Origin of the sequence: Mycobacteroides sp. CBMA 271, assembly GCF_009729205.1 — a bacterium.
Taxonomy (GTDB): domain Bacteria; phylum Actinomycetota; class Actinomycetes; order Mycobacteriales; family Mycobacteriaceae; genus Mycobacterium.
On record NZ_VTHB01000007.1, the window covers coordinates 342,062 to 368,323 of the forward strand.

A 26,262-nucleotide genomic window follows, 5' to 3' on the forward strand; every position below is an offset into this window, starting at 1 on the left:
ACCTGCGATACGAACCCGCCACCACACGGCGTGTCGGCGGACGGGAGACTGGGCCGGTGAGCTCATGGACACTCGGACCCACCAACGGCACGCTGACCCTGCGCACCGGGGTCGCCGGGCGGGCGGCCCGCATGGGACATCGTCTGACACTCGTCATGGAGTCGTGGACCATCTCGGTCGAGGAATCCTCCGAAGGCCCGGCATCCGTGCGCCTCGTTGTCGAGGTCGGCTCGCTACGCGTGGAGCAGGGCGAGGGCGGGCTGACGCCCCTGACCGGGCCGGAGAAGGCCATTGTGAAGGCCAACGCGTTGAAGACACTGAACGCCAAGCGATTTCCCACCATCGAGTTCCGGTCCGAGACGATCAGCGAGACGGCCGCGGGCTACCGCATGCATGGTCCGCTGACCATTCACGGGGTGACCCAGGCCGTCGAGATCGACCTCGACGTTGCGCGGGACGGCGCGGATCAGCAGTTGAGCCTCACCGCGGAGGTGTCCCAGAAGGCGTACCAGGTGAAACCGTTCTCGATGGCGATGGGAACACTGAAGGTCGCCGACCTGGTCATCGTGTCTTTCGAAGGACGGCGCCAAGGGGCCTGATCAGCTCACCACGGCTACCCACCGCGACCGCGTCGAGTCCTAGCCAGGACGCCATGGCGCTGAGCTGCTCGGCCAACGGCGCGGCGATGCGTGCCGGATCCTGCCCTGCTTCCGCGAACGCCCCCACCACATTGAGCGTCCCTGCGGCACGATCGGCCTTGAGGTCGACCCTGCCGACGAGATGCCCGTCGAGCAGGAACGGCCAGACGTAATACCCGTACTGCCGCTTGGGCGCCGGCGTGTAGATCTCGATGCGGTAGTGAAAGTTGAAGAGCCGCTCGACCCTGGGCCGGAAGAAAATCAGCGGATCGAAGGGGCACAGCAGCGCCGTCCCGCGATCGACTCGTGGAATGCTCTGCCCGGCAGCCAGATACGCCGGAGCAGTCCACCCGTCGACGGCAACCTTCTCCACCTCCCCCGCGTCGGCGAGTGCAGCCAGCGCCGGTTTGATCTGCCCGGCCGACAGCCGAAAGTAGTCGCGGATGTCGGCCTCGGTCCCGATGCCCAGCGCCCCCGCGGCGCGGCGCGCCAATTCGAGCACCGCCTCGTCATCGGAAATCTCACGCCGATAGATGTCGGCGGGAATCACCTTGTGCGCCAGCTGGTAATGCCGCGAGAAGCCGACACGCTTGTCGGTGGTCAACTCTCCGGAAGAAAACAGTGCCTCGGCGATCCACTTGGTCTCGCTGCGGTCCCACCACGGGCCCTTGCGGCTGGGTACTTCCCGCTCCAGGTATGCCTCGATCTGTCCGGCTGTGCACGGCCCGAGTTCGGCGACGGCTCCGAGCACCTCGCCCACGAGGCCGGGGTTTTCCTCGACGAACTTCCGGGCCCACCGTCCATGCCGGTACTCGCGCATCCGCCAACGCATCAGCGGCCAGTCCTGGATGGATATCAGTGCCGCCTCATGCGCCCAGTACTCGATCAGCAGCCGCGGCGTGCGGGCGCTGTGACTCCAGGCGGCATCGTCGAGCAGCGTGCGATCGTAGGGCCCCAACCTGCTGAACACCGGCGCATAGTGGGCACGCACCGCCACCGACACCGAATCCAGTTGCAGCACCTGAATTCTGGAGATGAGGGTGCGCAAGTGGGCACGGGTGACCGGCGCCTTGATCGGATTCGCGAAGCCCTGGGCCGCAATCGCGATCCGCCGTGCCTGCCCGACCGTCAGTGTCGACCGGCTCACCGGGTTCCTACGAGACGCACCAACCAGTCGGAGTCGGACGGGTCGATGATCTCCCCCGAGCCGTCAACGACCCCGGGCACGCCTGCGAGGCCTTGGTCGGTCAGCTGCTGCTCGTTGCCCGCGGTCCGTTGGCGGTCCGCATCGGTGACCTGAAGAGACGAAATCTGACGCAGCACATCGCCCGTCACTCCGGCTCCCGCGGCGATCTCGCTGATCTGCAGATTGGTGAGGTTCCCATAGCCTTCGGCCGGCTGCCTGCGGAACATCTCGCCGATGAAACCCAGGACCACCGCATCAGAGGCCCCCGACTGGTCGATCAGGAACAGTGAGGCCGCCGCCCGCGAGGAATAGTCGCCGCTGGCCGAGGCCCGATCCAGGAAGCTCACCGGCCGATAGGTGACCTGCAGGCGGCCCTCGGTCACGTATTTGGTGATGGCCTCGCCGTACTCGGCCTCAAATCTCTGACAGAATGGGCATTGGAAATCGAGGTACACGGTGATGCCCGCGGCGACATCACCAGCGCCGCCCACGGTCACACCGGCACCCTGCCCGGTCCCCCAGCCCGCGGCGTCGGCGGGCGCCGATGCGGCGCCGTCGACGGTGCGAGTGCAACCGGTGAGAAGCAGCACCACAGTGGCAATCAGGAGGAGCAGACTGGGCGCACCTCCCGCTCGCGGGAGACTCACACGTCGACCTTCCGGTAGCTCAGGAATTGATATCGCAACCCGGATTCACTTGTCTGCCAGTCATTTTCCTCGACGATCCAACTCTGATCGAGATCCGGCGCGAGCGCATCGCCCGGTACGTCGGCGTCCACCACTGTCACCTCGCAACGCTGCGCGAGCGGCAGGAACAGCCGGTAGATCTCGCCGCCGCCGATGACCCAGGGCGCCTCGTCCGAGGCCGCCAACGCGGCATCCGCACAGCCGACGGCCAACGCACCGTCCGGTTCGAACAACGCATCCCGCGTCAGCACAATATTGGGCCGGCCCGGCAGCGGCCGAACGCTGACCGGCAACGACTCCCAGGTCTTTCGCCCCATGATGACGGTGTGTCCCAAGGTGATTCGTTTGAAGCGCGCCTGGTCCTCCGGCAGCCGCCACGGGATGGCGCCGTCCGCACCGATGATGCCGTCGCGGGACTGCGCCCAGATCAGCCCGATGGTTCCCGTCATACCGCGACGGGCGCTTTGATGGCCGGGTGGTGCTGGTAGTTCTCGACGGTGATGTCCTCGTATTCGTAGTCGAATATCGAATCACGTTGCGCCAAAACCAGTCTCGGATACGGATAAGGATCGCGGCGGAGCTGCTCGGTGACCTGCTCGACGTGGTTGTCGTAGATGTGGCAGTCACCGCCGGTCCATACGAAGTCGCCCACCCCGAGCCCGGCCTGCGCAGCCATCATGTGGGTGAGCAGCGCATAGCTGGCGATATTGAACGGAACCCCGAGGAACAGGTCGGCACTGCGCTGATAGAGCTGGCAACTCAGCTTGCCGTCGGCGACATAGAACTGGAAGAAGGCATGACACGGCGGCAGCGCCATCTGCGGGATCTCGCCGACGTTCCAGGCCGAGACGATATTGCGGCGCGAATCGGGGTTGGTGCGCAGCATCTCCAGCGCGGAGCTGATCTGGTCGATGTGCTCACCCGACGGGGTGGGCCACGAGCGCCACTGCACCCCGTACACCGGACCCAGCTCACCGGTTTCCGATGCCCACTCGTCCCAGATGCTGACCCCGTGCTCCTGCAGCCAACGCACATTGGACTCGCCGCGCAGGAACCACAGCAGCTCGTAGACCACCGACTTCAGGTGCACCTTCTTGGTGGTGATCAACGGAAAGCCGTCGTCGAGGCGGTAGCGGAGCTGGTGGCCGAAGACGCTGCGGGTACCGGTGCCGGTGCGATCCGACTTCGGGGTGCCCTCATCGAGCACGAGACGCAACAGATCCTCGTAGGGAGTGGAAACGGGCACGCGGCTAGCTTACGTCGCTGCTACGACGATCCTGGTGTGGCGAGAGCGTGAATCCCGGCGACGACGTCTGCGCGCAGCGCGTCGGCCTGCTCGCGGGTGAGGGATCCGGCGGGGAATTTGCCGACGATGGTGAGCCGGTCGCAGATGGAATAGACCTCATATCGGGAAGCCTGCGGTAGGGGTGCGTCGTCGGCGCCCGCGGTCCGGCTTGTCCTTTCCGCCGAGAGATGTATATCGAAATCGTCCATGGATAGCCCCGCCGGCAAGGCCGGTGCGGGCAGCACACCGGGGTTGGTGATCCTGATGAAAGGCCCGAAACGACCCGTCAGCAGCGTGTCGGCGATGTGGTGCACTCCCTGCACAAGCAACCCGCTGTCGATGTCCTCGATAATCTGCCGCGTCACTTCGGCGCCGATCTGCTGCGGGTCGTCACGGGCGCGAACAAGTACCTGGCTGCGCGCGATCATGATTCCGTTGGCAATCTCGCCTAGTTCGGCGGGCGGGACCAGATGCCGGCGATAGTCCACCAGCGACTCGAAGCCCAGATTCACCGGTTCGTGGGCCGCCACGGGAAGCAATGCTCGTTCCGCAAGCGCGATCACGCCCGTGACAAGGCCGTTCACGGTGCTGCCACGGCGCCGGGCTGCTGCCCGCAACTGCGCTGACTGCTCGGCCCCAAAGCGATGTTTCCAACCCAGCGCCGTTGTCGCGGATGCCGCGGTCTCACGCTGCGTCCCGCCCCAGACTGTCTGTCCGAACCAGGGCTTCTCCGGCGGCGCAGTTCGATGAAGGCCCCGGCGTGCCATCGCAGTCTCGGGGGCCTCGGGAGGTGGCTGGGGATGTGCCTGCGGCGTCTCGCCCGCGGTCACGATCCGGGTGTAAGAATCCCAGAGCTCGTGGAAGTACGAATAACTCAGGCGTGCATCCGCAATCGAGTGGTCCACCCCGACTGCGACGACACTGCCGCCTTCACGGGGGAAGACAAGAATCGCGAAGGTTCCATCGCCGAGGGAAAGCACCGGCAGTGTCGCAAGACTTTCCAGTGGCCGTGTCTGCGGCGCCACCACGGTGCCACCCACAGATTCGGTGACGATCCGGAATCGGCGACCTACGGACTCGACCCGTGCGGACAGATACGGGTGTGTCTGGCGCAAGACTGCCGCAGCCGTCGTCAGAGCGTCAACGTCGACCTCTCCGCGCAGCCACGCCACATACCAAATGGTCGTGTACTTGCGCAGATGGTTCAGTTCCGACTCGGCCGCCGAGAGCATCCGTACAGATCCCACCATTGCAAACTAGCGGGCATTCGGCGTCACACCGAAAAGATAGACAACCGATATTCCATGTCTAAGAACAACTTTGAGATCTGACCTAACAGACTATGACGGACATGACGGATTCGACCGGGGCGTCTATGACGAGCCCGGGGATCCGCGATGCCGTCTCCCGCGCAGACTGCCCAGTCCGCGCACCGTCGTGCGTAGCGCGTAGAACCCGGCGATCAGCGTCAGCGCCAGCATTACCAAGAACATGACGATCCAGTTCGTCCGGGTGTGCTCCACGTTCCACCAGATCACAGTGAACAAAACGGCACCGACAAACACCAGAATGTCCCGCCAGCCACCGCCGTAGGACAGCGCGGCATCACGCAGGGAACGACTGCGATCGGAGCTGGCGATCAAGTCATCGATGCGCTGATCGATGGTCCGTTGAAATGCCGCGCGACGCTCGGTCTGCTCTGCGGGGATGCGATCGAGCAGGTCGAAGTCCTTGGCGATGAGCGCCCGAAAGTCCGGCGGCTTGAGATTGCCTGCCACCGCTCCCAACATGGCGCCACCCGCAATGGGTGCTGCTCCCAGGGCTAGTTCGGCCAAACCAGGCATGCCAGTCTCCTCAGTGCATCAAGATCGCCGCGAGTGTGCCGCCCAGGTTATAGGCCTGCTCACGCACGGATGCGGTGATCGGCCCGACGACCTCAAGCACGTCGGCAGCCTTCTCCAGGGCTAGTCCGGTCACGATCTTGTCCACCGCCGATGCCGCGCCAACGGTGTCGTTGTTGCCGTGCACCCACAGGCCGTAAGGGCGCGCGGCAACGTGATCCAAGCTCGGGTAGTAAACGGTGTCAAAGAAGTGTTTGAGCGCGCCGGACATGTAGCCAAAGTTCGCGGTGGTGCCAAACAGATAGCCGTCGGCGTCGAGCATGTCCGGGAGCGTTGCCGCCAGCGCGGGACGAGCGACCACCTCCACCCCGGAGATCTCGGGATCCTCGGCGCCCGCCAACACCGCTTCCAATAGTTCACGGGTGGCCGGCGACGGGGTGTGGTGCACAACCAGCAGGCGAGTCACAGGGTCTCCTGCTGCATCTGCACGGCGGTGCGCATGGTCTCGCGGGCGCGACCACGGTCCCCGGCGTAGTCGTATGCGCGGGCCAGCCGGTACCAGCCGACCCAGTCGGCGGGTTCGGCCTCAACCTCGGCCTTGATGGTTGCGAAGAGTGCGTCGGCGTCCTCACGGTTGACGCGTCCGGAGGGCGTCCTACGTAGGGCGCTCACGTCGAGATCGCGGCCTTGTTCGGTCGCGAACATGGCCAGCCGTTGATGTGCAAAACCCGCACGCAGCGTGGCGATCATGGCCCATCCACCGATGAACGGAAGGATCAGCACCCCGATCCCCATGCCGATCGCTGCGGGCTTCCCGCTCTGGATCAGCGCCACACCCATCCGGCCCAGGATCAAGAAGTACACCACCATCGCCGCACACATAAACGCGATGAGGATCTTGACCCGGGCGGCGGCGAACATCTACAACTCCAGCAGTGGCTCGATGCCGATGGTCAGACCGGGGCGCGCCGCAATATTGCGCACGGCCAGCAGCACCCCTGGCGCGAAGGACGAGCGGTCGATGCTGTCGTGCCGGATGGTCAACGTCTCACCCGTCGTACCGAACAGCACCTCTTGATGCGCGACGAGTCCCGCGACGCGTACCGCATGCACCCGCACTCCGTCCACGTCGGCGCCGCGGGCTCCGTCGATTCCGGTGCTGGTGGCGTCGGGGCTCGGCGGCAGTCCCTTGCGCGCCTCGGCGATCAACCGGGCGGTACGGGTCGCAGTCCCGGAGGGGGCGTCCGCCTTGTTGGGGTGGTGCAGCTCGATGACCTCAACCGATTCAAAGAATCGGGCCGCCTGCTGAGCGAACTTCATCGACAAGACGGCGCCGATCGCGAAGTTGGGAGCGATCAGCACGCCCGTTCCCGGGCTTTCCGACAGCCATGATCGAACCTGGTCCAGGCGCTCGTCGGTGAAGCCCGTGGTGCCGACGACCGCGTGAATACCGCCGCCTATCAAGAACTTCAGATTGTTCATGACGACATCAGGGTGAGTGAAGTCGATGACGACACTGGCCGCGGTAAGCGTCTCCAGCGAGTCGTCCTTGTCGACGGCCGCCACCAAATCCAGATCGGCCGAAGCCTCAACCGCTTGGCACATGGCCTGGCCAACCTTGCCTTGTGCTCCAAGCACTCCGACGGCGATAGTCACGGAAGCAGCCTAATAGGCGGTCACCGCCCCGACCATCACCGCCGCCGGTTGCGGCGCCGCATTCCGCTTCGCCAATCAGAAAACTCGACACGGCGCCGTTATCGGTATCGACAAGGTCGTGACTTACTGACACACTATTTGCTAGACGAGTCGATCAACTCATGGTTGACCCCTTGCGGCGGCGCCTAAGTGACTGTGAATTCCTAGCCCGACAAGGTTGCTTGTGACCACCCTCACGATCCTGGCAACTATTTGCCGACGTCACGCGATGCTCTCAGGTTCTTCTCAGAAACATATCCCTAGCTGCGATACGAACAAGATCACCGGCCCACTGGTACCCTAGAGCCCATGTCGGGCCGCAAGCGATTCACGCGTGTGGGGGGCGTCGCAATCGCCCTCCTGGCGGCTTTGTGCTTCCTCGGACCGGCCACCCACGGGCAGATCTTCGGATGGCGGACGGCCGTCGTTGGATCTTCGCCAGTTTCGAACATGCTGCCCGAGGAGATTCACGAGCACGCCAAGAGCTCGGTGAGCGCTGCCGCCACGCGAATCCGGCAGCAGCCCAGCGCGCTGTCGCTGCGGCTACCCGTGGCCGTTTACATGTCTGCACTTTTGGGCGCCGCCCTGCTGGCACTCCTCGTCGCTCGAGGCTCGCTGTTCTCCCGCGCGCCCGACAACTTTGGACGACAACGCCTTATCACCCTCGGGATAGATCGACGCTGAGTCGTCGCCGTGACGGCAACGACGCCGTCATACGCGTCTCATCATCTATCCATTAGTCGCGCACGCACTCAGAACTGCAGCTGCTGCGACCCTTAATCCCCGATAGGGCTTACTTTCATGACGACTTCTGCTACCGAGCAGGCCTCGAAGGTGTCGTTCCTGCAGAACATGCGGCACGACCTTCCGGCCTCCCTGGTCGTATTCCTCGTCGCGCTACCGCTTTCCCTCGGTATCGCGATCGCCTCCGGAGCCCCGCTGATGGCGGGGCTCATCGCGGCCGTGGTGGGTGGCATCGTCGCCGGCGCCATCGGCGGATCACCCCTTCAGGTCAGCGGCCCGGCCGCCGGCCTCACCGTGGTGGTCGCCGAGCTCATCAATGAATTCGGCTGGCAGCTGACCTGTCTCATCACCGTCGGTGCCGGAGTTCTCCAGATCCTGTTCGGGCTGAGCAGGATGGCCCGCGCCGCCCTGGCGATCGCGCCGGTCGTGGTGCACGCGATGCTCGCTGGCATCGGCGTCACCATCGCGCTGCAACAGGTGCATGTCCTGATGGGTGGAACGTCGCAGAGCTCTGCCTGGCAGAACATCAAGGCACTGCCGCAGGGCGTCATCAACCATCACCTGCCCGATGTGATCATCGGCCTGATGGTGATCGCCATCCTGCTCCTGTGGCCGAAACTGCCACCCAAGATCCGGATGATCCCCGGCGCCTTGGTGGCTATTGTCGCCGCCACGGCACTCGCATACTTCACCAACTCGCCGGCCGAGCGAATTACCCTGTCGGGCAACTTCTTTGATGCCCTCAGCCTGCCGACACTGGTCGGTCCGGCCAACGGCGAGTGGGGTTCAGTGATCCTGGGCGTGGTGACCATCGCCCTTATCGCAAGCGTCGAGTCGCTGCTATCCGCGGTCGCCGTCGACAAGCTGCACACCGGTCCACGCACCAACTTTGACCGCGAGATGATCGGTCAGGGCAGTGCCAATGTGGCATCGGGCTTCCTCGGCGGCCTGCCGATTACCGGCGTGATTGTCCGCAGTTCCACCAACGTCGCCGCGGGCGCAAAGACCCGAGCCTCGGCAATCCTGCACGGCCTCTGGGTGCTGCTGTTCGCCTCGCTGTTCAGTAATTTGGTACAGCTCATCCCCAAGGCCGCGCTCGCCGGCCTGCTCATCATCATCGGTGTTCAGCTGGTCAAGCTGGCGCATATGAAACTCGCTTGGCGCACCGGCGATTTGGCCGTCTACACGGTGACCATCGTGTCGGTCGTCTTCCTCAACCTGCTCGAAGGTGTGGGTATCGGGCTGCTGGTGGCCATCGGCATCCTCGTCGCCCGGGTCATGCGGGCACACATGGATGCTCGCCCGTTCGGTACTGAGGGATCGCGGCAGTGGCATGTCGAGCTCGACGGCACGCTGAGCTTCCTGTCGATGCCCCGGTTGACCAAGATACTCAGCACGGTTCCGCCGGGCGCACATGTAACCCTCGCCATCAACGCCGACTACGTCGATCACGCCATCTCGGAGGCCATCTCCGATTGGAAGCGCGCCCATGAGGCAGGTGGTGGCACCGTCATGATCGTCGAGTCCTCGCACGCCAAGCTGCACCATGCGCACGAAACCCGGCCGAAGCGTCATTTCGCCTCTCGTGCTGTCGGTTTGGTGCCATGGCGGTCGTGGCGTCGCAGCGAGAATGACGGTGCGGGTGCATCGATCATCGACGGCATCAATGAGTACAACGCCCGAGGTTCGAACGCACTACGTCCGCACGTTGCCGAGCTCATCGACAGCCAGAACCCGGATGCGCTCTTCCTCACCTGCGCAGATTCACGCATCCTGCCGAACGTCATCACCGCCAGCGGTCCTGGCGATCTCTTCACGGTGCGTAACGTCGGCAACCTGGTGCCCACCGATCCCGCGGACGGCTCCGTGGATGCCTCACTGGATTTCGCAATCAACCAGTTAGGCATCAGTTCGGTTGTGGTGTGCGGACATTCGTCTTGCGGAGCCATGAAGGCGCTGCTGACTGAGTCCACCGACGCGCCCACCACCCCGGTGGGCCGATGGCTCGACTATGGCCGCGACAGCCTCATCGCATTTGAAGAACACCATCCGGCGCGCGCCAGCGCAGAGGCATGCGGGTTCAACGAGGTCGACCAGCTCGGCATCGTGAATGTGGCGATACAGGTGGAGAGGCTTATCCACCACCCGACTCTGGCCGGAGCCGTGGTGGCGGGTCGGCTGCGCGTGGTCGGCACGTTCTTCAACATCGCAGAGGCACATGTGTACGAGGTCGATGAGAACGGGATCGTGGGCCAGGACGGCAGCGCGGACGGTGTCGTACAGGATCCAGCGCCCGCCACCAGCTGAACGGCGGCGTCTACCTTCCGCCCGTCCACATCTACAGGGGCGCTCCCCCACGTAGATGCTCGAAGATCAAGGACGTCTGCGTGCCCGCGACATCGGGCTGTGCGTTGAGTTTCTCAACCACGAAGGACCTCAGGTCCTCGGTGTCGCGGGCCGCCACGTGCAGGATGTAGTCGTCCGCGCCGGCCAGAAAGTACACGTCGATGACCTGTGGCAGCTGACGAATATCCCGGATGAAGGTGCGAATCTTGCCGCGCGCGTTGGCCTGCAGGCTGACCGAAATCATTGCCTGCAGCGGTCGTCCGATGGCCGCCGGATCAACATCGGTGAAGAATCCACGGATCACGCCGGTTTCCTGAAGACGTCTGACCCGTCCGTGACAGGTGGACGCCGCGATACCCACCGCCTCGGCGAGCGCACTGTTGGGTATACGTGCATCGTCATGCAGTTCTAGCAGGATGCGGCGGTCGATGTCATCGAGCTCCACCCGCCGAACATCATTCGGCGTGGACGGGATGTCGAGCCGTGATTCCGGTGATTTTGCGGACATTTTTGCAATCTACCGAATCTTCCGCATGAATATTGCGTGTTTCCCGACGCTTCTTCACACTTGAACATGAGACTTAGTTGTGAACAGGAGACGATCATGCGCGTAGGTATCCCTACCGAAATCAAGAACAACGAGTACCGCGTGGCCACCACCCCGGCCGGTGTCGCCGAGCTGACGCGCCGGGGTCACGAGGTGATCATCCAGTCTGGCGCGGGCGAGGGCTCCTCGATATCCGATGTGGATTTCAAAGCCGCTGGCGCACAAGTCATCAACGGCGCCGAACAGATCTGGGCCGAGGCCGATCTGCTGCTCAAGGTGAAGGAACCTATCGAACCCGAGTACGCCCTCATGCGGCGCGGCCAGATCGTTTTCACCTACCTGCACCTGGCCGCCTCGCTGCCGTGCGCGGAGGCGCTGCTGACCTCCGGTACCACCTCGATCGCGTACGAGACGGTACAGACCGCCGATGGGGCACTCCCCCTGCTGGCCCCGATGAGCGAGGTGGCCGGACGGCTGTCTGCTCAGGTCGGCGCCTACCACCTGATGGCGCCGGTGGGTGGTCGCGGCCTGGTGATGGGCGGCGTCCCAGGAGTCGGCCCGGCCGATGTGGTCGTCATCGGAGGCGGCGTGGCCGGATACAACGCAGCGCTGATTGCGGCCGGGATGGGCGCTCATGTCACGGTTTTCGACCTCAACCTGAACAAGCTTCGTGAGCTCGACGCGGAATTCGGGGGGCGCGTACGCACCCGATACTCGTCCACCATGGAGCTGGAGGGAGCCATCAAACGGGCCGACCTGGTGATCGGCGCGGTGCTGATCCCGGGCGCCAAGGCACCCAAACTGGTATCGAATTCGCTGGTGGCCCAGATGAAACCGGGTTCGGTGCTGGTGGACATCGCGATCGACCAGGGCGGTTGCTTCGCCGATTCGCGACCCACCACCCATGACGAACCGACGTACACCGTGCATGACAGCGTGTTCTACTGCGTGGCCAACATGCCGGGCGCGGTGCCGCGCACATCCACCTTCGCCTTGACCAACGCCACCATGCCGTACGTGCTGGCACTGGCAGATAAGGGCTGGCGTCAGGCCTGCCGCGACGACGCGGCACTAGCAAAGGGCCTCTCGACACACGAAGGCGAGCTACTGAACCCGTACGTCGCCCACGACCTGGAGCTGCCGTTTACCGATCCCGCAGGGGTCCTGGTCTAGGTACGCTCGCGGCATGGACGACGATCTTGACGCCTTGCCGCGAGCGGGGTTTGACGCAAGCTGGCTCGCTCGCCGCCTGCAGACCGACAAGCTCGAATACCTCGACCGTGACGACGTCCCGGACAAAAAGCGCGCGGTGGTGCACGGATTGGAGCGCATGGGCCACCGGCTGGGGTATCACAAGAAGAATGCCCGGCTGGCCGCCGAGCTGCTGCCCGAGGTGACCAACCCTCGGGTACTGGAATTGGGCGCCGCGCACGGTGGGCTGTCGCGTGAGCTGCTTCAGCTTCGACCAGATGCGCACATCACGGTCACCGATATCGAACCTTCCTCGGTCGAAGAGATGGCCGCCTCAGATCTGGCTACCGACGATCGGGTGACGGTGCGACCAATGGACGCCACCGCGATCGACACCCCCGACAACGCTTTTGACCTCGCGGTGTTCGCCTTGTCGTTTCATCATCTGCCACCGCGATTGGCGTCAAAGGTCTTCGCGGAAGGAACCCGCGCAGCCAAGACGCTCCTGATCATCGACATACGCCGCCTGCCCGCGCCGCTGCTCGCGATCTGGTCGCCTTTCGGATGGGCCCAGGGAACCTACTCCCCGTGCGCACACGACGGGCACATCAGCTACCTGCGCGCGTATGGCACGTCAGCGCTGCGAACCCTTGCCGCACATGCTGATCCGTCGATTCAGGTTCAGCTGCGCACGGTGCCCGCCTGGCCAACCCCGATGCAAGTCGTGGTGGCGCGGCGCGCTTAAATGCCGGCCTGGGTCTCCAGAATGGCTTGGTAGCGACGCATCCCGGAGATCCACCTGCCGTAATCTGCGCCCTTCTGCCGATACATATCGAGCACCTGCGGGTGCGGCAGGACAAGGAAGTTCTCCTCGCGGATCGCATCGAGGGTGATCGCCGCGACGGCCGCAGGTTCCAGCACCTCACCGGCGGCGGTGATGGAGGTGCCCGCCACCTTGGTGGCCGGATCGTCCGATTCGGTGAGACCGTCCAGCAGGGCCGTCTTCACCCCCATCGGACATAGGCAGCTCACCCCGATCCCCTTGTCGCCATATGTGATCGACAACCATTCCGCGAAGCCGACGGCAGCGTGCTTGGTCACCGAATAGGCCGGCGATCCGAGCTGGGTGAGCAGCCCCGCCGCCGATGCGACCGACAGGAAGTATCCGCGTCCGCGTTCCACCCAGCCCGGCACCAGCAGCGTCGCCGCCCGGATATGTGCACGCAGATTCACGTCGATGGTGAGATCCCATGCGGCCTCGCCGATATCCAGCCCCAGTCCGCCGCCGATTCCGGCGTTCGCGGCGTAGAGGTCTACGGGGCCGAATTCCTGCTGTGCCAGGGCGATGAGGCTCTCGATATCAGCGACAGCGCTGGCATCTGCGCGCTGCCCGACGATCCGGCCTTCCCGTGCCGATGCAGTGCGTACCGCGGCGTCCCCGTCGATATCCGAGGCGACGACCGAGGCTCCAGCGTCCACGAGACCCCAGGCGAGGGCCCGCCCGATTCCCGATCCGGCTCCGGTGACGATGGCGACGCTGCCGTTGATGTCCATATCCGGACCCTATTGGATGGCTGCGAACATCCCGACGGCAGCGGCCGTGATTACGAACAGGACCGCGACGACACGAACGGTCCGGCCTGGACGTTGCGTGAACCGCTCGTAGGTCACGGCGGCCGTCAGCGGCACCATCCACAGAATGTGGGCCGAGGGCGCGAGCGCCATCGCCAGCATCACGGCCCAGCATGAGCGAATACACGCCCAGCCACTGAATGCACCGAACCTCGTGAGGCCCTTGATCGCCGGCCAACCCTCCGATGGCAGCGGAGCGGACCGGTGACAGTCGCCAAGCGCCTGCCGTTTCATCGGGGTGAGCTGCCAGATCCCCGCGAAAAGCAGCGCGCCCGCGAACATCCACCGCCGGTTGACCCCGGCCGCAAGCGGCAGCCCAAGCGTGACGGCGATACCGAACACGACCCACAGCGCGAGCCAGACCACCGTGTAGAGCACTGTCGCCCGACCACGCCACCGCAGCGTGTGCCGCTCGACGTACTGGATAGCGGGCAAGGCCGCCGGTCCCATCATGGCGATGGTCATGATGACCCAGGAAACGATCGCCATCCACAGCGCGGGCTGATGTGTCACCGGCGCGGCCATCGGCGCCATGTTCGCGTGGTTCATGCCGTGCATATGCCCGGCTGTCGGCGTCGGTGTGTGGGCGGTCCCGTGCTGCGGCAGGAATGCGAAACCCAACCACGACAACAGAATTACCGCAGTCGCGATTCCTGTGTACCTGCCAGCCGTTAGTTCCCTAACGCTCCGCATCACGTTGGCGACCATCAGCAAGAGAATATCTCCATGACGGTCACCTAGCTTGCAGAATCAACCATCGCGCGCAGCGCGCGTGGCAGCGTCCGCTTGGAGCGGTACGGCCCGACCACGGCCGCCCCGGCGCGACTGCCGAGCAGCTGACGGGCGATGACGTTGACCTCATCGGTGGTTACCGCGTCAATCTTTCCCAGGGTCGCCGAAATTGTGCGGTGCTTACCGTTGTTCAGCTCGCTACGGCCCATCCGATTCATGCGCGACGCCGAATCCTCAAGCCCCAGAACAAGTCCACCGGAGAGTGCGCCCTTGGCGCGGTCGATCTCCGCCGCGGTGAATCCGCCGTCGACTACCGAATCCAGTACCTGCGCGGTCACCTTGGCCACCTCGTCGAAGCGCTCCGGCGAGCAGCCGGCATACACCGAGAGTGCACCGGTGTCCGAGAACGTGTCCACCGACGAGTAGACCGCGTACACCAGACCGCGCTGCTCCCGAATCTCTTGGAACAGGCGGGAACTGAGCCCGCCGCCGAGCGCGTTGTTGAGCACCGACAGTGCCCAGCGATGCTTCCAGCCACGTCCCGGGGTGCGCACACCCAGCGACAGGTGCACCTGTTCACCGTCCCGCGATACCAACTCCAGACCGGGCTTGGCCGTGACCCGACCATTTCCCTTGCGCGGAGCCACCGTGGCCATCGCGGGGTCCAGATGCGATTTGAAGTACTTGCGCGCCAACCGCACGACGCGATCATGCTCGATGTTCCCTGCCACGGCCAGCACCATGCGTTCGGGCCGGTACCGCCGCACATGGAACGAATGCAGCTGGCTACGCGTCATCCCCGATATCGATTCGGAGCTGCCGAGCACGCTGCGGCCGATCGGATGATCGCCGAACAGCGCGCCGAGGAATGCCTCCCCCAGCAGGTCCTCGGGATCGTCGTCGCGCATCGCGATCTCTTCGAGCACGACATCGCGCTCGACCTCGACGTCATCGCTGGCACAGCGTCCGCGCAGCACCACATCGGCCACCAGGTCGATGGCCAGCTCCAGGTCGGAGTCGAGCACATGCGCGTAGTAGCAGGTCTGCTCGCGTGCGGTGAAGGCGTTCAGCTCACCGCCGACGGCGTCAATCGATTGCGCGATATCGGCCGCCGAGCGGGTGGGCGTCGACTTGAACAGCAGGTGTTCCAGGAAGTGCGCCGCGCCGGCGACGCTGCGACCCTCGTCGCGCGAGCCGACGTCAACCCACACCCCGACGGACGCCGAGCGCACCGAGGGCATCGCCTCGGTGACGACTCGGAGACCGCCAGGAAGAACAGTACGGCGGACCGATGAGCCGCGTGCGCGAAGAGAATCAGGCTGCAATGAGCCGCGCGCGTTACTCGGCTGCGGCATCTGCCGGAACGGCCTCCGCCGGAGCGCCCTCCGCGGCGTCGTCAGCCACCGGGACCAGCGAGATCTTGCCGCGGTTGTCGATGTCGGCGATCTCGACCTGGATCTTGTCGCCGACCTTGACCACGTCCTCAACCTTGTTGATCCGCTTGCCCTTACCGAGCTTGCTGATGTGCACCAGGCCGTCGCGGCCCGGAAGCAGCGACACGAACGCACCGAAATCGGTTGTCTTGACGACAGTTCCGAGGAACCGCTCACCGATCTTGGGCAGCTGCGGGTTCGCGATCCCGTTGATCATGTCGATCGCGGCCTGGGCGGCTTCACCATTGGAGGCGCCGACGAACACGGTGCCGTCGTCCTCGATGGAGATGCTGGCGCCGGTCTGCTCCGTGATCGAGTTGATCATCTTGCCCTTGGGCCCGATCACCTCACCGATCTTGTCGACCGGCACCTTGATGGTGGTGATGCGCGGCGCGTACGGGCTCATCTCGTCGGGCGCGTCGATCGCCTCGGCCATTACCTCGAGGATCACGTTGCGAGCGTCGTGCGCCTGGGCAAGAGCACCTGCCAGAACCTTCGACGGGATGCCGTCGAGCTTGGTGTCGAGCTGCAGCGCGGTGACGAAGTCCTTGGTGCCGGCGACCTTGAAGTCCATGTCGCCGAAGGCATCTTCGGCACCCAGGATGTCGGTCAGCGCCACGAAGCGACGCTCGGTGGTGCCGTCGGCGAGCTCGATGTCATCGGACACCAGGCCCATGGCGATACCGGCGACGGGGGCCTTCAGCGGCACACCGGCGTTCAGCAGCGACAGGGTGGAGGCGCACACCGAACCCATCGAGGTGGAGCCGTTGGAGCTGAGCGCCTCCGAGACCTGGCGGATGGCGTAGGGGAACTCCTCGATGCTCGGCAGCACCGGCATGAGGGCCCGCTCGGCAAGAGCACCGTGGCCGATCTCGCGACGCTTCGGCGAACCGACGCGTCCGGTCTCACCGGTGGAGAACGGCGGGAAGTTGTAGTGATGCATGTAGCGCTTGGAGGTTTCGGGCCCCAGCGAGTCGATCTGCTGAGCCATCTTCACCATGTCGAGAGTGGTGACACCCATGATCTGGGTCTCGCCGCGCTCGAACAGCGCGCTGCCATGGGCCCGCGGGATGATCGCGACCTCGGCCGAGAGAGCGCGGATGTCGGTGACACCGCGGCCGTCGATGCGGAACTGATCCTTCAGGATGCGCTGGCGCACAAGCTTCTTGGTCAGCGAGCGGAACGCCGCGCCGATCTCCTTCTCGCGGCCGTCGAAGCCTTCCTGCAGACGGCCCAGAACCTCGACCTTGATTTCGTCGGTCTTCTCGTCACGCTCGGCCTTGCCCGCGATGGACAGAGCCTCGGAAAGAGGGCCAGCGGCAACGGCTTGCACGGCGGCGAAGGCGTCATCCTGGTAGTCCGGGAACAGGGGGTACTCGGCGACGGGCTTGGCGGCCTTCTCGGCCAGTTCTTCCTGCGCGGTGCACAGGGTGGCGATGAACGGCTTGGCGGCCTCAAGGCCTTCGGCGACAACGGCCTCGGTGGGCGCGCCGGCGCCGCCGTCGATGAGGGCGATGACGTTGTCGGTGGCCTCGGCCTCGACCATCATGATGGCGACGTCATCGCCGACCTTGCGGCCCGCGACCACCATGTCGAAGACGGCGGTTTCCAGCTGTTCGACGGTGGGGAACGCGACCCACTGGCCCTCGATCAGCGCCACGCGGACGCCACCGACCGGACCGGAGAACGGCAGGCCGGAAATCTGGGTGGAGGCCGATGCGGCGTTGATGGCCAGCACGTCGTACAGGTCCTGCGGGTTCAGGCTCAGTACCGTCACCACGACCTGGATCTCGTTGCGCAGCCCGGACACGAAGGACGGACGCAGCGGCCGGTCGATCAGACGACAGGTCAGGATCGCGTCGGTGGACGGACGTCCCTCACGACGGAAGAAGGAGCCGGGGATGCGGCCCGCGGCGTACATCCGCTCCTCGACGTCGATCGTCAGGGGGAAGAAGTCGAAATGATCCTTGGGGCTCTTGCTGGCGGTGGTCGCCGACAGGAGCATGGTCTCGTCGTCCAGGTAGGCGACGACGGAGCCGGCGGCCTGCTGAGCCAAGCGTCCGGTCTCGAACCGGATGGTGCGGGTGCCGAAGCTCCCGTTGTCGAGGACCGCGGTGGACTCGAAGACGCCTTCGTCAATTTCTGTAGCAGACATAAGTTTTGGAATACCTCTCATACGTTCTCAGTTAGCAACCTGTGGCTGCGTTGGGCATGTGTGTCATCACACGGTCAGCGCGCGGACGTACCAGCGCGAAGTGGACCCGGTAGGTGATCGGCCACGGCCGTTCGATCGAAGCGGCCGGGCGCGCCGATGAGCCGCTTGCGCGAAGAGCACAAGCCGCGTACGCGGATTCCGGCTGCCACTACCGAAGACCGCCCGTTACCCGGTGGGACCAGCATGACAACCCCGACACCTTATCACCTGCGGCGTTTGCGGCCCTGCACCGTGATCAGGGCAGTTCCTCGATGCACACGGTGAAATTGCGGTCGACGTACGGGTAGCCGAGCCCGGTGATGCAGTCGTCTGCCGTCGACACGTCTTGGAGCACCTGAGTGGCGCGTTTCTTGTTCTGGGCGTTGCGATCGTTGCAGTCGACGCGCACCGGGTCGCCGTCCCACTTGTCGGGGACGCTCATACAACTGCCGACCACCCAATCGATGTCCAGGCAGAGGGCCTGGCTCTTGCGACCGAAACCGCGCTTGGCGTAATAAGAGGAATCGGCGTCGCGCGGGCAGTCGGTGTCCGTGGCGGTCTTCGCGAAGACCTTGAAATTGGACTTGAGACTGCCGCAGGTTTCCTCGACGAGCTTGGCCCGCTGGTCGGTTCCGCTGAGATTGACGCAGTCGCCGACGGCGAGGTCATCGGTGCTGGCGGCGACGGCCGAACAAGCGGACGCCAACGCCACACCGACGAGAAGAACGGAGGCCCCAGCTACGTTGCCAGGGCGCCCCAGACGAGAAGGGATCAAATCAGCGGCGCAGACCCAGGCGCTCGATCAGCGAGCGGTAGCGCGCAACGTCGACCTTCGCGATGTACTTGAGCAGGCGGCGACGACGGCCGACCAGCAGCAGCAGGCCACGACGGCTGTGGTGGTCATGCTTGTGAGTCTTGAGGTGCTCGGTCAGATCAACGATGCGCTTGGTCAGCATCGCGACCTGGGCCTCGGGAGAACCGGTGTCGGTCTCGTGCACCCCGTACTGGGTGAGGATTTCTTTCTTCTGCTCGGTAGTCAATGCCACGGCAAGCTTCTCCATCACTGGGGTTCGCGTCGAATGTTTCCGGCGGGCCACCGCGAACTGCAGCTCACACCGAGGAGGAAGTCTAGCGGTGGGTCAGCCCCTGGCCAAAATCGTGCGGGCCTTCTCGGAGTCCTTGCCCATGGCGACGATGAGGTCGTCCACCGAGTTGAACTTCTCCATGCTGCGAATACGCGCGATGAAATCGACCGCCACATGCTGGCCGTATAGGTCTGCGGCGGTGTCCAGGATGAACGCCTCGACGGTGCGGGCCTTGCCGGAAAACGTCGGGTTGCTGCCCACCGAGACCGCCGCCTGATAGCGCTCGCCGGGAACGACGGTGCCCATGGTGGGACCGTGCCCCAACAGCGTGAACCAGGCCGCGTACACGCCGTCGGCCGGAATGGCCGCGTACATCGGGGGTGCCACGTTGGCCGTCGGGAAGCCCAACTCCCGCCCACGCCCGTCACCGCGGACCACGACACCCTCGACCCGGTGCGGACGCCCTAGCGCCTCGGTGGCCGCGACCATGTCCCCGGCATCGACGCAGGACCGGATGTACGTGGAGGAGAACGTGACGGTGTGTTCGGCGACCAGGGTGACGGCGTCGACCTTGAAGCCGAAGCGCTCCCCCGCCTTCGCGAGCATGGCGACGTTTCCGGCGGCCTTCTTGCCAAAGGTGAAGTTCTCCCCGACCACGACCTCGGCGGCATGCAGGCGCTCGACCAGCAGCTCGTGCACGTATCGCTCGGGTGAGAGCTTCATGAATTCGGTGGTGAACGGCACCACCAGGAAGACGTCGACGCCGAGTTCCTCGGCGAGCTCGGCCCGCCGCGTCAACGTGGTGAGCTGGGCCGGGTGGGTGCCCGGGTGCACCACTTCCATGGGGTGCGGATCGAACGTCATCAGGACGCTTTTGAGGTTGAGTTCGCGTGCGGCCTTCACCGCGCGCCCGATGAGTTCAGCGTGACCACGGTGCACTCCGTCGAATACGCCAATCGTCAGTACGCACCGACCCCAGTCGGACGGGATTTCGTCTTGCCCGCGCCAGCGTTGCACGGCCTAGAGCCTACTTCGGAAGATGCGGGAAGGCCGACTTGGCTTTCGGTCTTCGCGCTGGCGGGTCGTGGAGGGCTGACTAGGCTGAGCTCCGTGAGCCCCAGTAGATCGTCGGATCCGACTGCTCGGTCGGACGCCGACCTGACAACGGTCGCCCAGGACTACCTCAAGGTGATCTGGACCGCACAGGAGTGGTCGCACGAAAAGGTGAGCACCAAGATGCTGGCCGAGGCGATGGGGGTTTCGGCGAGCACTGCGTCGGAGTCGATCCGCAAGCTGGCCGACCAGGGCCTGGTGGATCACGAGAAGTACGGCGCGGTGACACTGACGGACCAGGGCCGCAAGGCCGCGGTGCTCATGGTGCGCCGGCACCGGCTGCTGGAGACGTATTTGGTTAGCGAGCTCGGTTACGGCTGGGACGAGGTGCACGACGAGGCCGAGGTGCTCGAGCATGCGGTCTCGGATCTGATGCTGGCCAAGATCGACGCGAAACTCGGTCATCCGCACCGCGATCCGCACGGCGACCCCATTCCGGGGCCGGATGGCCAGGTGCCCACTCCCCCGGCGCGCCAGCTGTCGGACTGCGCCAACGGCGATGCCGGTGTGGTGGCACGAATCTCCGATGCCGACCCAGAGATGTTGCGCTACTTCGACACTGTGGGGGTGGCGCTGGATGCGCGGGTGACGGTGGACGAGCGGCGCGACTTCGCCGGAACCATCTCAGTCTCGATTGACTGCGATAGCGGCGACAAGAAGCTTGAGTTGGGAAACCCGGCAGCACAATCGATTTGGGTTGTACTGGACTAAGATGACCTGCGAGTGCCTGCTATGCGTCGACTACGGGGATCGCCATGACTACAACCCCAGTGATCGCGACATCATCGGCAGCGTCACCGAATACGGTTGGAGCGCACTGGGAATCGGGCCTACGGAGTCTGAGGAGAGTCCGCCGTTCGCATACACCGTGGGGCTGTGGCACACCATGCGATCACCCGAGCTGGCGATCTACGGGGTCAATGACATCACCATGATGCAGCGGGCGCTGAACACGGTCGCCAAGCAGGCGCAGGACGGGCACGGGCTGCAGGTGGGCGAGACATTCGAGGGCGTGCTCGCGCTGCCCGACGTCGACGACTATCGGGTGAAGCTGTCCCCCGTCGATCCGAGTTGGTATCACAGCGACTTTGGGTTCGGGCTGTGGTTCAACCGGACCAACCATGTGCGGTATCTACAGATCTTGTGGCCCGACGGAGCCGGACGCTACCCCGGGAATCCCGAGCTTGACCCGCACTTTGCCGACCGGCAGCCGCTGATGTGGATGCCGCGGGAGCTGCATCCCCCGAGCCGGTGGATACGCGACTGAGCTGGGGTTATCCACGGTTCTCAACTTTTGCGAAAAAGATGGAACCGAATCGGGGGTCGCGGCGTCGGATCTATATAAGGGCACTCTCTAGCCCTGATGACCTGCGGAAGGAGATGGTGATGGCGCCCCTGCCAGACCTGAACAAGGACACCTTGTACCTGGAGGGCCAGGTGGCTGCGCAAGTCGCCACCCGGTTCAAGGCCGCGGCGACGCAGCTCGAGGACGAGTTGCGACAGACGGTCATCAAATACAAGACCAATCTTGGGATCGGTCCGTATGACGAGGGCACCTCATGGAACACGGCAGTCGATCAAGTCGTCCGCACGGACGCGAAGGCGTCAGTCCTGAAGGTCGTGGAGACATGCATGCGACGCCTGAACGAGTTCGCAGCCCAGGCGGACAATGCTCAGAAGTCGTTCAACGAGCTCGAAGATGCGAACAAGGAGCGGATCAGAAAAAGCGCGCAAGGCGTCGATCCGTCCAAGTCCTTTCCGTCGTATCAATAGGTGTGGCAACCATGAGTATCCGCTTGATCACGATGGGATTGGTCGCGCTATCGCTGTCTGCCTGCGGTAACACAGTGGCCGGCACCCCGACAGCGATGTCGATCGGACCGTCCTCGTCTACGCCCCGAACGCAGGTCACACTGTCCGGGGTCTCGCCGCCGACGACTGCGGCACCAAACGACAACGTCACGGGTACCACGTTCGATGGCTGCGCGTCCGTGACGGATGCCGAGATCGCCTCATGGGAACTCAAGCCAGAGACCAAGCACGACACAAAGGGCCAGCCTCAGGCACGAAACGTACGCGGCTGCCTGTGGAATGGCAAACAATGGTATCTGCGCATCTACGCCGTCAACGGCTCAATAACGCAATGGGACAAGCCGCAGGAAGACAATGACCGTCAAGAGGCAATCACTATTGGTTCGCGATCGGGCTGGCTGCTGCACAGCAAGGACCAAATCACCTGCACGATTGCACTTCCTTCTCAACAAGGAATCGCAACAGTCCAAGTCAATCTCAACTTGGAGCTCACCGACCAACGCTATGACCAATGTCCGCTGGCGAAGCAGATCATGACCACCATCGAGCCGAGAATTCCCTAGCCAGAGAAGATTCAAGGAGCAATTCAATGGGCAAACAAATCAAGGCCCACCAGTGGATGGGCGAGGAACACCAGACGATCTACGACGCCGCCCATGCGTTCAAGAGCAGCTATGTCACCGACACCCAGACCGAGATCAACGGGTACGCCGACAAGCTGCACGAGGTTATGACGCTGGCCGGCCGAGAGATTCAGCAGACAGTCGGAACCAGTTGGAAGGGCCTCACGGCAGAAGCTGCTCAGACTTCATATTCGAACTTCTTCCAAGGAGTGGAAGACGCAGTCACGGCCATCCGCGGGTTGTCGACAGCTCTTAAGCCAGTCGGTGATGCCATGGACACAGCGATGGCAAAAATCGAGCCTCCGATGCCGGAAAGCGAGATTAAGAGCCGATACAACCAGGCCATCGAGACCTACAAGAAGGACCAGAAGGCCGGGCTGAAGGCCATGTCAGACCTCACGAACGAGATCGCAACGAAACAGGATCAGGCCCGTCAGCAGATGACCGAGCTGTTCAGCCAACCCGCTGTCGATGCAGGTAACGATGTCGAAGACGTGCACGATCCGCAAGATCGCGCGCCAGATAGCCCGAAGCCAGTCGCCTACCGCAATGGTGACGAGAACGGCGGCGGCGGAACCGGCACTGGCACTGGCACTGGTGGAACCGACGGCAAGCTGAAGCCCGATGCCCCCGGAGACACCAAACCCGCCTTCGACCGGGGCAGCGGCGATGGAAAAGGCACCGGCCAAGGCCAGGGCCAAGGCGGCGGTCAGGGCGGCGGTCAAGGTGGTGGCCAGGGCGGCGGTCAAAGTGGTGGCCAGGGCGGCGGCTTAGGCACTGGTTCGGACCCGAGGAATTCGGGCGGCTACTCCCCCGCAATCGGTTCGACTAATGCGGCCGGGCTCAGTCCGTCGGCTGCGGGCACCGGGACGGGGCCCGGCGCCGGAATGGGTGGCATGCGTGGCGGTCTCGGAAGCTTGCCACCCGGCGTTGCCGGCTCGGGCGGCACCAACCCTGCCGGAATCGGCGCTGCCGGTGTGCGCGGCGGCATGATGCCGATGGGCATGATGGGCGGCGCGGGCGGCGCGCACGGCCGCGGTGGAGGCAAAGGCGAAAGCGACGACGACGAGCACGCCACCCCCGACTACCTCATCGACCTCAACAATGGCAATGAGTTGTTCGGCGACCTACCCAAAGCGTCCCCCGGCGTCATCGGCGACTGGACCGAACACGAGGATGCCGAAAAGCGCCGAAGAGAGGCCGAAATCAAACGCTACAAGTCCATGGGTTGGGATGTGAAGTTCGATTGACACTGCAAGCTGATCTACATGCCTTGGGCCGCATGTCAAAGGACTTACACGACCTAGCGTCTTCCTCCAAATGGGAGGCCGACACGCCAGGAATGACGGCCCAGCCGAGCGACGGCGACATGCCATCACACACCGCTGCACGATCGGTTTCACGCGATGCCCTCCACGAGATTCAGACGATGATTGCCGATCGGTACACACAGGTGAGCGGAAACGTATGGATGGGGTGCTCATGAGTGTTCCGCAGGTTGCGGTGGTTGGAGTTGACACTAGCGGCGCTGTCACGGCCGAACTATCAGAGCACCGTGAACTGATCAGTGTCGTGGTTAGTTCAGGGTGGGAACAGCTCTTTCCCTCCGGCGCACTAGGATCCAGGGTTTTTGACGCATATAGCGACGGGCTGTCAAAACTGCCCCAGATTTCCTACTCGGATATTGCACCCAGCGTTGACGAAGAGCAGGACATTCATGCGAAATTGCGTGAATTCGACGGCCCACCGCGTAGTGTCGAAAGTTACACCGAAGATGCGCAGAACGCCATGGACCGCGCTATCCGGCTTCTGGTCAACTTGCGGACGGCGGCTGCTGCCGCTCACTCAATGCCGGGCGAGGCTGAGAGTGTTGCATTCCGCTTACGTGACAACTGGCTCGCCGGTTGCGATGTAAATGCCAGATGGGCTGCTGGAAAAAGCGGTGGAGAGATCACCGCAAAACTTGCCTGGGCGTTGGCAGAAGCCAAGAGTGATACCAGAGATCAAGAAGCGCTGACGGGAGCGCAAGCGCAACTGCAAGAAGCTATCGATACGCTGCTATCGCTGGGCAATGAAGCGATAGCAGCACTTGGATACCACAAGGGTAAAAACTAGCAAGGGAGGGAAGCGGACGATGGCACCAGATCCACAGCGACTGAAGGTTGATATCGATTGGCTACGAAAGCAATCCAAAAACTGGACAACCCTCGGTGACCGAATGGATGCAGTAAAACAGGGAATCGAGTCAGTCAAGGTATCTAAGGCTGGGATCGACCGTCCGATTGGGTCGGGACTGACGAATCTGGGCACATTTATAGATGCCTATAATGTATTCGTCGCAAATTTTCAGAATAGGACGAGCGAGGGCGCTAGTTCGTGCCATGCGGTAGCGAAAACAGTCTTAGAGGTCGCAGACACATACCAAAATCAAGATCATGGTTCCGCCACGAACATACAAGGTGTCACAAATGGCACTGGGACACGGTAGAGGACTCACGCATGGCACTCATATATGAATTCGCGCAGAAGCTAGAAGAGCTAGAACCATGGCCCGGAAAGATCAGAAACGCAGCTAACGACATAGCAGATACCTGGCTGGCTCAGAAATCACATCTCGACCAGGCGCTCCGAGATGCTGGAAACCACGCGGCTGATAAGACCCAAGAGCTAGTCGATAAGACCAGGCCCGCAGTACAAGACGCCAAGGATATGCAGAAAATAGAGCATATCCCAGAAGGCTGGAACGAGATCATCACTAAGTTGTCGGGCGAAATCGTATCGCTCTTCGACGATCCGGATATGGGACTGCGTGATCATTGGGAAGGCGATGCTGCAATTTCTTTCACCGCAATGTCTGATCAGCAGAAGAAAGCCATGGAAAGGTTGTTATCCTTAGCGAAGAAAGCCAAGGAGACTCTTGACGAGGTAAATGCTTCAGCCGAGAAATTCTTCACCGGTTTGGGCTGCTGCTTGGTTGGCGTCCTTGTAGCAGCGGCCGGTGCACTCATAACTTTAGCGGGAGTCTTTACTGGAGTGCCGGGTGCCATCGTTTTTGGTACCACTGTCGCAGCCGCACTCGGAACCTTGACACTTCTGATAACGACATTTAATGATCGAATGGCTGAACTAACGAGATCGGCGCAAGCGCTCAATAATGAGACGGCCGATGCTTCGGGGTTTCCAGGGGGGCACTGGCCCGGGCCCGTCACGGAAAAATATGGTCCGAGTACGAATTGGCAGCCAAAGTAAGAAACTTACTGAAACCTGACATTGACCAGGCGCATTGTAGGCAGGGTGAGCATGAATAGAAATAAGATCGCATGGATTGTGTTTGCCGCCTTCGCGGCAAGCCAAGTATGCTACCCAATCATCGCAGTGTATGGGTGTACTAGCGGTCAAAATCCATGCCTCGGTATGTCGCCTGGAAAGTGGGTGTTTGTTGCAATCGTTGAAATTGCTTACATGGCCATCTTAACCTT

At 63.4% G+C, this 26,262-nt stretch carries 29 protein-coding genes; 12 read left to right on the forward strand and 17 right to left on the reverse strand.

What is annotated here, in order from left to right; genetic code table 11:
• The first annotated feature begins 56 nt into the window (after positions 1-56).
• A complete protein-coding gene (locus tag FZI91_RS19780; RefSeq protein ID WP_162525989.1) occupies positions 57-599 on the forward strand; it encodes a YceI family protein in 543 nt (180 codons plus the stop codon).
• On the opposite strand, the gene FZI91_RS19785 is transcribed toward FZI91_RS19780, so the two are convergent.
• From FZI91_RS19785 to dapB, 9 genes are all read right to left on the reverse strand, one after another.
• Positions 562-1,785 (reverse strand): DNA glycosylase AlkZ-like family protein, encoded by a 1,224-nt coding sequence (locus FZI91_RS19785; RefSeq protein WP_309224116.1) that lies wholly within the window; start codon positions 1,783-1,785, stop codon positions 562-564. The genes FZI91_RS19780 and FZI91_RS19785 overlap by 38 nt on opposite strands.
• On the reverse strand, positions 1,782-2,471 hold the full coding sequence (locus tag FZI91_RS19790) for a thioredoxin domain-containing protein (protein WP_162525988.1): 690 nt from the start codon (positions 2,469-2,471) through the stop codon (positions 1,782-1,784). Before FZI91_RS19790 ends, FZI91_RS19785 begins: the two co-directional genes overlap by 4 nt.
• Positions 2,468-2,959, reverse strand: a complete 492-nt coding sequence (locus FZI91_RS19795; protein WP_155940757.1) for a dihydrofolate reductase — start codon at positions 2,957-2,959, stop codon at positions 2,468-2,470. The genes FZI91_RS19790 and FZI91_RS19795 overlap by 4 nt, the downstream gene beginning before the upstream one ends.
• Positions 2,956-3,756, reverse strand: a complete 801-nt coding sequence (locus tag FZI91_RS19800) for a thymidylate synthase (protein WP_162525987.1) — start codon at positions 3,754-3,756, stop codon at positions 2,956-2,958. Before FZI91_RS19800 ends, FZI91_RS19795 begins: the two co-directional genes overlap by 4 nt.
• Positions 3,757-3,776: 20 nt before the next feature.
• Positions 3,777-5,045, reverse strand: a complete 1,269-nt coding sequence (locus FZI91_RS19805; RefSeq protein ID WP_239001740.1) for a phthiocerol/phthiodiolone dimycocerosyl transferase family protein — start codon at positions 5,043-5,045, stop codon at positions 3,777-3,779.
• Positions 5,046-5,168: 123 nt separating this feature from the next.
• Positions 5,169-5,639, reverse strand: coding sequence for a hypothetical protein (locus tag FZI91_RS19810; RefSeq protein ID WP_155940758.1), 471 nt, complete (start codon positions 5,637-5,639; stop codon positions 5,169-5,171).
• A 10-nt stretch (positions 5,640-5,649) separates the two neighbouring features.
• Positions 5,650-6,102, reverse strand: coding sequence for a flavodoxin family protein (locus FZI91_RS19815; protein WP_162525986.1), 453 nt, complete (start codon positions 6,100-6,102; stop codon positions 5,650-5,652).
• A complete protein-coding gene (locus FZI91_RS19820) occupies positions 6,099-6,557 on the reverse strand; it encodes a hypothetical protein (RefSeq protein ID WP_155940759.1) in 459 nt (152 codons plus the stop codon). Before FZI91_RS19820 ends, FZI91_RS19815 begins: the two co-directional genes overlap by 4 nt.
• Positions 6,558-7,292, reverse strand: a complete 735-nt coding sequence (gene dapB / locus FZI91_RS19825; protein ID WP_162525985.1) for a 4-hydroxy-tetrahydrodipicolinate reductase — start codon at positions 7,290-7,292, stop codon at positions 6,558-6,560.
• A 492-nt stretch (positions 7,293-7,784) separates the two neighbouring features.
• Between dapB and FZI91_RS24130 the strand changes: the two genes are divergently transcribed.
• Together FZI91_RS24130 and FZI91_RS19835 are read left to right on the forward strand one after the other, a co-directional pair.
• Positions 7,785-8,015 carry a hypothetical protein gene (locus FZI91_RS24130; RefSeq protein ID WP_155940879.1) on the forward strand — a complete coding sequence of 77 codons (231 nt, stop codon included), beginning with the start codon at positions 7,785-7,787 and terminating at the stop codon, positions 8,013-8,015.
• Positions 8,016-8,132: 117 nt separating this feature from the next.
• A complete protein-coding gene (locus FZI91_RS19835) occupies positions 8,133-10,382 on the forward strand; it encodes a bifunctional SulP family inorganic anion transporter/carbonic anhydrase (RefSeq protein WP_155940760.1) in 2,250 nt (749 codons plus the stop codon).
• Positions 10,383-10,413: 31 nt separating this feature from the next.
• Here the strand turns inward: FZI91_RS19835 and FZI91_RS19840 are convergent, their stop codons facing one another.
• The gene (locus tag FZI91_RS19840) at positions 10,414-10,929 is read right to left on the reverse strand and encodes an Lrp/AsnC family transcriptional regulator (protein ID WP_155940761.1); all 516 of its coding nucleotides are present in this window, start codon (positions 10,927-10,929) and stop codon (positions 10,414-10,416) included.
• 96 nt (positions 10,930-11,025) lie between these two features.
• Between FZI91_RS19840 and ald the strand changes: the two genes are divergently transcribed.
• Positions 11,026-12,141: an alanine dehydrogenase gene (gene ald, locus FZI91_RS19845; protein WP_155940762.1), complete on the forward strand. Its 1,116-nt coding sequence runs from the start codon at positions 11,026-11,028 to the stop codon at positions 12,139-12,141.
• Between the two features lie 13 nt (positions 12,142-12,154).
• Positions 12,155-12,904, forward strand: coding sequence for a class I SAM-dependent methyltransferase (locus FZI91_RS19850; protein WP_155940763.1), 750 nt, complete (start codon positions 12,155-12,157; stop codon positions 12,902-12,904).
• Here FZI91_RS19850 and FZI91_RS19855 read toward each other — a convergent pair.
• From FZI91_RS19855 to FZI91_RS19885, 7 genes are all read right to left on the reverse strand, one after another.
• Positions 12,901-13,713: an SDR family oxidoreductase gene (locus FZI91_RS19855; protein ID WP_155940764.1), complete on the reverse strand. Its 813-nt coding sequence runs from the start codon at positions 13,711-13,713 to the stop codon at positions 12,901-12,903. The genes FZI91_RS19850 and FZI91_RS19855 overlap by 4 nt on opposite strands.
• Before the next feature lie 9 nt (positions 13,714-13,722).
• Positions 13,723-14,484 (reverse strand): DUF2182 domain-containing protein, encoded by a 762-nt coding sequence (locus tag FZI91_RS19860; protein ID WP_239001747.1) that lies wholly within the window; start codon positions 14,482-14,484, stop codon positions 13,723-13,725.
• A 44-nt stretch (positions 14,485-14,528) separates the two neighbouring features.
• On the reverse strand, positions 14,529-15,878 hold the full coding sequence (locus FZI91_RS19865; RefSeq protein WP_155940766.1) for a pitrilysin family protein: 1,350 nt from the start codon (positions 15,876-15,878) through the stop codon (positions 14,529-14,531).
• On the reverse strand, positions 15,862-18,111 hold the full coding sequence (locus FZI91_RS19870; RefSeq protein ID WP_155940767.1) for a polyribonucleotide nucleotidyltransferase: 2,250 nt from the start codon (positions 18,109-18,111) through the stop codon (positions 15,862-15,864). Before FZI91_RS19870 ends, FZI91_RS19865 begins: the two co-directional genes overlap by 17 nt.
• 295 nt (positions 18,112-18,406) lie before the next feature.
• On the reverse strand, positions 18,407-18,862 hold the full coding sequence (locus tag FZI91_RS19875; protein WP_162525984.1) for a hypothetical protein: 456 nt from the start codon (positions 18,860-18,862) through the stop codon (positions 18,407-18,409).
• 64 nt (positions 18,863-18,926) lie between these two features.
• Complete coding sequence (gene rpsO, locus FZI91_RS19880) at positions 18,927-19,196, reverse strand: 30S ribosomal protein S15 (protein ID WP_078287840.1); 270 nt, start codon at positions 19,194-19,196, stop codon at positions 18,927-18,929.
• Positions 19,197-19,289: 93 nt separating this feature from the next.
• A complete protein-coding gene (locus FZI91_RS19885) occupies positions 19,290-20,252 on the reverse strand; it encodes a bifunctional riboflavin kinase/FAD synthetase (protein ID WP_162525983.1) in 963 nt (320 codons plus the stop codon).
• Between the two features lie 93 nt (positions 20,253-20,345).
• On the opposite strand from FZI91_RS19885, the gene mntR reads away from it, so the two are divergent.
• The 7 genes from mntR (at position 20,346) to FZI91_RS19920 (ending at position 26,032) form a co-directional block, all read left to right on the forward strand.
• Positions 20,346-21,059, forward strand: coding sequence for a manganese-binding transcriptional regulator MntR (mntR, locus tag FZI91_RS19890; RefSeq protein ID WP_162525982.1), 714 nt, complete (start codon positions 20,346-20,348; stop codon positions 21,057-21,059).
• Between the two features lies 1 nt (position 21,060).
• Positions 21,061-21,615 (forward strand): DUF4262 domain-containing protein, encoded by a 555-nt coding sequence (locus FZI91_RS19895; protein ID WP_155940768.1) that lies wholly within the window; start codon positions 21,061-21,063, stop codon positions 21,613-21,615.
• Positions 21,616-21,734: 119 nt separating this feature from the next.
• On the forward strand, positions 21,735-22,121 hold the full coding sequence (locus tag FZI91_RS19900; RefSeq protein WP_155940769.1) for a hypothetical protein: 387 nt from the start codon (positions 21,735-21,737) through the stop codon (positions 22,119-22,121).
• 32 nt (positions 22,122-22,153) lie between these two features.
• A complete protein-coding gene (locus FZI91_RS19905) occupies positions 22,154-22,723 on the forward strand; it encodes a DUF3558 domain-containing protein (RefSeq protein WP_155940883.1) in 570 nt (189 codons plus the stop codon).
• Positions 22,724-22,749: 26 nt separating this feature from the next.
• Positions 22,750-24,033 carry a WXG100 family type VII secretion target gene (locus FZI91_RS19910; RefSeq protein WP_155940770.1) on the forward strand — a complete coding sequence of 428 codons (1,284 nt, stop codon included), beginning with the start codon at positions 22,750-22,752 and terminating at the stop codon, positions 24,031-24,033.
• A 232-nt stretch (positions 24,034-24,265) separates the two neighbouring features.
• Positions 24,266-24,898, forward strand: a complete 633-nt coding sequence (locus tag FZI91_RS19915; protein ID WP_155940771.1) for a hypothetical protein — start codon at positions 24,266-24,268, stop codon at positions 24,896-24,898.
• Positions 24,899-25,282: 384 nt separating this feature from the next.
• On the forward strand, positions 25,283-26,032 hold the full coding sequence (locus FZI91_RS19920; protein WP_155940772.1) for a hypothetical protein: 750 nt from the start codon (positions 25,283-25,285) through the stop codon (positions 26,030-26,032).
• The last annotated feature ends 230 nt before the right edge of the window (positions 26,033-26,262 follow it).